The organism is Terriglobales bacterium, from assembly GCA_035624475.1.
GTDB lineage: Bacteria > Acidobacteriota > Terriglobia > Terriglobales > Acidobacteriaceae > DASPRL01.
The window spans coordinates 1-5,111 of sequence record DASPRL010000177.1; the positions used below are offsets into that span (position 1 = coordinate 1).

At 68.3% G+C, this 5,111-nt stretch carries 4 protein-coding genes; 1 reads left to right on the top strand and 3 read right to left on the bottom strand.

Annotation, left to right across the window (positions count from 1 at the left end):
• Positions 1-1,461 (bottom strand): polysaccharide deacetylase (locus VEG08_07235; GenBank protein ID HXZ27778.1); only part of this gene is annotated, 1,461 nt, incomplete at its 3' end.
• 122 nt (positions 1,462-1,583) lie between these two features.
• Here VEG08_07235 and VEG08_07240 point away from each other — a divergent pair.
• Positions 1,584-2,972, top strand: a complete 1,389-nt coding sequence (locus VEG08_07240; GenBank protein HXZ27779.1) for a glycosyltransferase family 39 protein — start codon at positions 1,584-1,586, stop codon at positions 2,970-2,972.
• On the opposite strand, the gene VEG08_07245 is transcribed toward VEG08_07240, so the two are convergent.
• Both VEG08_07245 and VEG08_07250 read right to left on the bottom strand, forming a co-directional pair.
• Positions 2,969-4,579: a CBS domain-containing protein gene (locus tag VEG08_07245; GenBank protein HXZ27780.1), complete on the bottom strand. Its 1,611-nt coding sequence runs from the start codon at positions 4,577-4,579 to the stop codon at positions 2,969-2,971. The genes VEG08_07240 and VEG08_07245 overlap by 4 nt on opposite strands.
• A 139-nt stretch (positions 4,580-4,718) precedes the next feature.
• Complete coding sequence (locus VEG08_07250) at positions 4,719-4,940, bottom strand: hypothetical protein (protein HXZ27781.1); 222 nt, start codon at positions 4,938-4,940, stop codon at positions 4,719-4,721.
• Between the last annotated feature and the right edge of the window lie 171 nt (positions 4,941-5,111).

Below are 5,111 nucleotides of genomic sequence, written 5' to 3' on the forward strand. Positions count from 1 at the left end.
GGCCACCTGGTAGGGCATGGGCAGGCTGTGGAAGATCTCGTCGGTGACCAGGGCGGAATCGGCGTCATAGACGAGCGCGCGCTCGCCGTCCTGGGGACGCTGCTGGATCCACAGCACCTCGCCGTGGCCCTCCAGGTCCACGTCCTGGCCGGGAGGGACGGAGCGCAGCTTGTCGGGAGCGTCGGCGGCGCCGGGCTGGTCCCAGATGGCCCACAAGGAGCGGTCTTCGGCGCCCAGCCGCCACAGCGCGAAGGTGCGCAGGCCCAGGCGCTGGGCGGCGCGCATCTGGTTGAGCGCGGTCACCGCGTCCAGGAACCAGACCTCGTGGCGCAGGTTGTCGCCCTCCAGGTAGACGTAATAGGGATTGAGGAAGTCGGGATCGAACTGGATGGTGGCGTCGGATTCGCGGGCGTGCAGCCAGGCGTCCTGCACGCTGACCCCGGTGATGGAGGACTGAGCCTGGCGGGCGTGCGGGCCCACGGGCACGGCCCAGTCGTAGCCGTAGTTGCCGATGGAGCAGATGATCTTCTCCTGCGGCATGACCTTGAGGGCGTGCTCCAGGTTGCGGGTGAACCAGGCCTGGCTGGAGACGGGGCCGATGTCGCCGCCGGGATAGTGCTCGTCGTAGTTCATCAGGATGACGCCGTCGGAGTGCGCCGCGATGAAGGCGTAGTCGAACTCGGGGTTGTTGGCGGGCACGTTGACGTAGAGCTTGAGGCCGCGGGCGTGCAGGTCCTGGGCCAGCTCCGCCAGCAGCGCCTGGTAGCCGGGCTGGGACGCGGCCGGGAAGCCTTCGAAGTCCAGGGTGAGGCCCTTGTAGCGGTCGCTGGCCAGGAACTGCAGCACCTGTCGGCGGAAGGCGGCGCGCGCCGGCGCGTCGTTGAAGAAGCCGCCGACCGCCTCCACCCACTCGTTGCTGATGGGATCGAAGTTGTTGACCAGGGGGAAGACTTCGGTGTCGGCCTGCTCGGCCTTGAGGAAGGGCATCACCTTGTCGTCGACGGGGCGGACCTTGCCGTCCTTGAGCACGTCGAAGAGCTTGTTGTCGGAGGTCACCGCCTGCAGGCGGCCGTCGGGGGTGAGCACGTGCAGCCACTCGGGATAGAGCAGGTCGATCTGGTGCACGTACTCGCGCAAGGAAGCGAAGCTGGCGGCGTCCCAGGCCACATAGAAGGCGGCGCGGATGCCCTCCTGGGTGTTGAGCACCACCTGCGAGGGCGGCGTCTTGGTCTTGCGGTGGGAGACGCGGCGCAGCCTGGGGCGTCGCTTCTCGCGTTCCTTGATGGCGTGGTAGCGGGGCTTCTGCTGCGGCAGCAGCAGGTCGGGAAGCTGCATAGAACGCATGGCGGTGTAAAGGAAGAGCACCATCATCAGGGTGATGGCGATGCCCGCCACATCGAGCAGGCGGCGCAGCAGCTTCCAGCGCTTGAGCTGGGGATCGAAGAAAACAGACTTGGCCATGCGGAAGGCTTTCGCCTAATCCTACGGCGGGCGCGGAAGGGGCGTCAAACCAGGGGAGGAGCAGGGAGCGAAGGCGGACCGCGGGTGCGCGGGCGCGCGCCGCGATTTGCTATATTCCCAGCGTGCTCGAATCGCTGCGCCGGCATCCCCGCTTCTACCTGCTGGCGGCCGCGGCCGCCGTGGCCCTGCGGCTGCTCTTCATCGTGCGCTATCCCCACTTCGACGGGGACGCGCTCACCTATGGCAACCTGGCCCTCAACCTGCTCGACCACCACGCCTTCGGCTTCAGCATGTCGGGCAGGCTGGCGCTCACCTACGTCCGCCTCCCCGGCTATCCTCTGTTCCTGGCGGGGGTGTTCGCCATCTTCGGCAGAGAGCACTACACGGCGGTGCGCCTGGTGCAGATGCTGGTGGACCTCGCCACGGCCGGGGTGCTGGCGGCGATGGCGGGGCGGCTGGTCTCGGAGAAAGCCGCGCGTGCCGCCTTCCTGCTGACCGCGCTGTGTCCCTTCCTGGCCAACTACGTGGCCGCTCCCATGACCGAGACCCTGGAGATCTTTCTCACCGCCGCCGCCTTCTACAGCGCGGTGCGGGCGCGCGACGACCTGGACAGCAACGGAAGGCTGCGCTGGTGGGCGGGCTGTGGCGCCGCCATCGCCGCCGCCATCCTGCTGCGGCCGGACGGCGGCATGCTGGTGATGGTGATCGGCGGCTACGTGCTGCTGCGCTTCCTCCTGCGGGCGCCGCGTCGGCGGACGCTGGCCGCGGGGGTGGTGCTGGGGCTGGTGGCCTTCGCGCCTCTGGCCCCCTGGACGCTGCGCAACTGGCGCGTCTTCCACGAGTTCATGCCGCTGGCCCCGCGCTACGCCAACGAGCCCGGCGAATACGTCCCCCTGGGCTTCTACCGCTGGGTGAAGACCTGGATGGTGGAGTACGTCTCGGTGGAGGACTTCTTCTGGACGGACGAAGGCAAGGCGGACGTCCGCGACCTGCCGGCCCGCGCCTTCGATTCGCCCGAGGAACATGACCGCACCGAGGAATTGATCGAGGCCTACAACCAGGCGGGATGGGACATTCAGCCGGCGCTGGACGCGCAGTTCGCGCAACTGGCGGCGGAGCGCATCCGCCGCCATCCCTTGCGCTACTACCTGTGGCTGCCGGCGCTGCGCAGCGCCGACATGTGGCTGCGCCCGCGTACCGAGATCCTCCCTCTCGACAGCCGCTGGTGGGCGGCCGACGCCCACGACATGACGGCGGGCATCGCCCTGGGCCTGCTCAACCTCTTCTACGTGCTGGCGGCGGCGCTGGGAGCCTGGCGGCGCAAGGTGAAGTACGCCGGGCTGCTGCTGGCCTTCGTGCTGCTGCGCTCCGTCTTCCTGGGCACCATGGAGAACCCGGAGCCGCGCTACACCCTGGAGTGCTATCCGGTGGTGATCGTTTTCGCGGCGGCGGCGCTGGCGGGCAGCGGGAACGAGCGGCGCAAGCTGCCGGCGCTGGCGCGCGCCGCCTAGACCGAGCCGGCCAGCGCGATGCGGCGGTAGGCCAGCACGATGTCGGTCTTGCTCACCATGCCCAGCAGCTTCTTCTCCTCCCGCCGCGAGACCACGGGGAAGTTGGCGAGATGGCGCTCGCGCATGCGTTCCACCACCTCGTGCACGGTCTGGTCGGGGAAGGCGGCCTGCACCTCGCGGGTGTAGACGGCGGCCACGCGCACATGGGCGCGCTCGGAGCGGTCGATCTTGGTGAGGTCCGACATGCTCACGATGCCGCACAACTCGGCGTCCTCGTTGAGCACGGGCAGGGCGAAGACCTCGCGCGCGAACATGATCTCCTGCACCGACTCCAGCGTGTCCTGGGGCGAGACCACCGGCACCTCGGCCATGACCTCGCCCACCCGCACCCCGGAGAGCACGTGCAGGGGCGCAGGCTTGGCCCCGCCCAGCCCGGAGAGTTCGGGATAGGCCTCCATGCCGTGCTCGGCCAGGTCGAGCCCGGTGAGCTCTTCCTCCTCGCTGACCCGCAGCCCGGTCACGTACTTGATGATGGTGAAGAGCACGACCGAGGCCACCAGGGCGTAGGCCAGGGCGGTGGCGGTGGCGATGAACTGCGCCCACAGGTGGACGCTGTAGCCGTGGAATCCGTTGGGGATCATGGGCGCCCACAGGCCGGCCGCCAATCCGCCCAGCAGGCCGGGAGTGGCGTGCACCGGGCCCACGCCGCAGGGATCGTCGAGCTGGAGCTTCTTCGCGATCCAGCGCGCGGTGTAGGGGATCTGCGCCCCGGCCACCACCCCGATGAGCACGGCGAAGAGCGGGTGCACCAGGTGCGCGCCCGAACAGATAGCCACCGCGCCCGCCAGCGCGCCGTTGGGAGTGATGACCGGGTCGGGCTTGCCGGAGAGCGAGGTGGCGGCCAGCGAGCCCAGGATGCCGCCGGCGATGGCGGCCAGGGTGTTGATGGCCACCAGGGGCAGGTCGGCGGCGATGTTGCCGTAGGAGGGCACCGAGCCCAGGTTGAAGCCGAACCAGCAGAACAGGAGCAGCATGGCGCCCAGGCCCATCATGGGGACGTCGTGGGCGACGGCGGGGGCGCGGCGCTTGCCCAGGAAGCGCGCGCCCATCAGCCCCACGATCCCGCCCACGGCGTGCACGCCCAGCGAGCCGGCGTAGTCCTGCACTCCCAGCCGCGCCAGCGGGCCGTTCCACAGGATGTAGGCGAAGACGGGATAGATGACGCCCACGTAGAGGGCGGCGAAGAGCAGGTAGGCGGAGAACTTCATGCGCCCGGAGAAGCAGCCGCTGGGAATGGCGCAGGAGACCAGCGCGAACATCAGGGAGACGTAGAAGGTGATGGAATGGCCGCCGTCGGAAACGAACTGCCAGGGGAAGCGCCAGCCGTTGGGCAGCGGGGCCAGGGGCCAGGCGTAGGCCTTGATGGCGAAGCCGAAGAGCAGGAAGACCAGGATGCCGATGCCCATGTGGCTGGTCATCTTCATCATGACGTTGGTCACGTCGCGGGAGCGCACCTGCCCGCCCTCCAGCAGGAAGAAGCCGGCCTGCATGAGGAAGATCAGGGCCCCCATGGACAGCAGCCACAGCCAGTAGACGTTGGTCTCCACGCATCACCCCCGATGGCGGGCAGGACTCGGCGCACGCAGCCCTGCGCTTTCTCCGTTTCTTATCCCGCTTCGGCGGCGAAGGGAAATTCAAAGATTTTATGGAGGCGATAAGAAAAAGCGGGGAGAGGCGGACGGAGGCTCAGTGGAGGCGCGGGGGCCCGTCGCTCATGCGGAACTGAGTGCGCACCAGCTCGGAGAGCAGGGTGATGGCGGAGCGGTTGTTGCGCGGGTCCGACTTGGTCAGGTACTTGAGGGCCTCCACCAGCAGGCGCTGGCCTTCCAGGTAGCGCGGGTCGAGCTTGCGCTTGGGATTCTCGCGGCGGCCGGTGGGAGTGACGGGAATGAAGAAGATCTTGGCCATGTTCCTGCTCCTGCCGGCAGAAACGGAGCTGGGAGTCCACCGCTGCCAACTGCCGAGAGTATAGCGCCGTTCTGAAAAAGCCTGCACCTGCAATTTTTGCTAGCCCGGCGCGCGGAGGGGACGGCTCACTCCTGGGGATTGAGGTACTTGGTCTTCTTGGTGGTCTTGAGC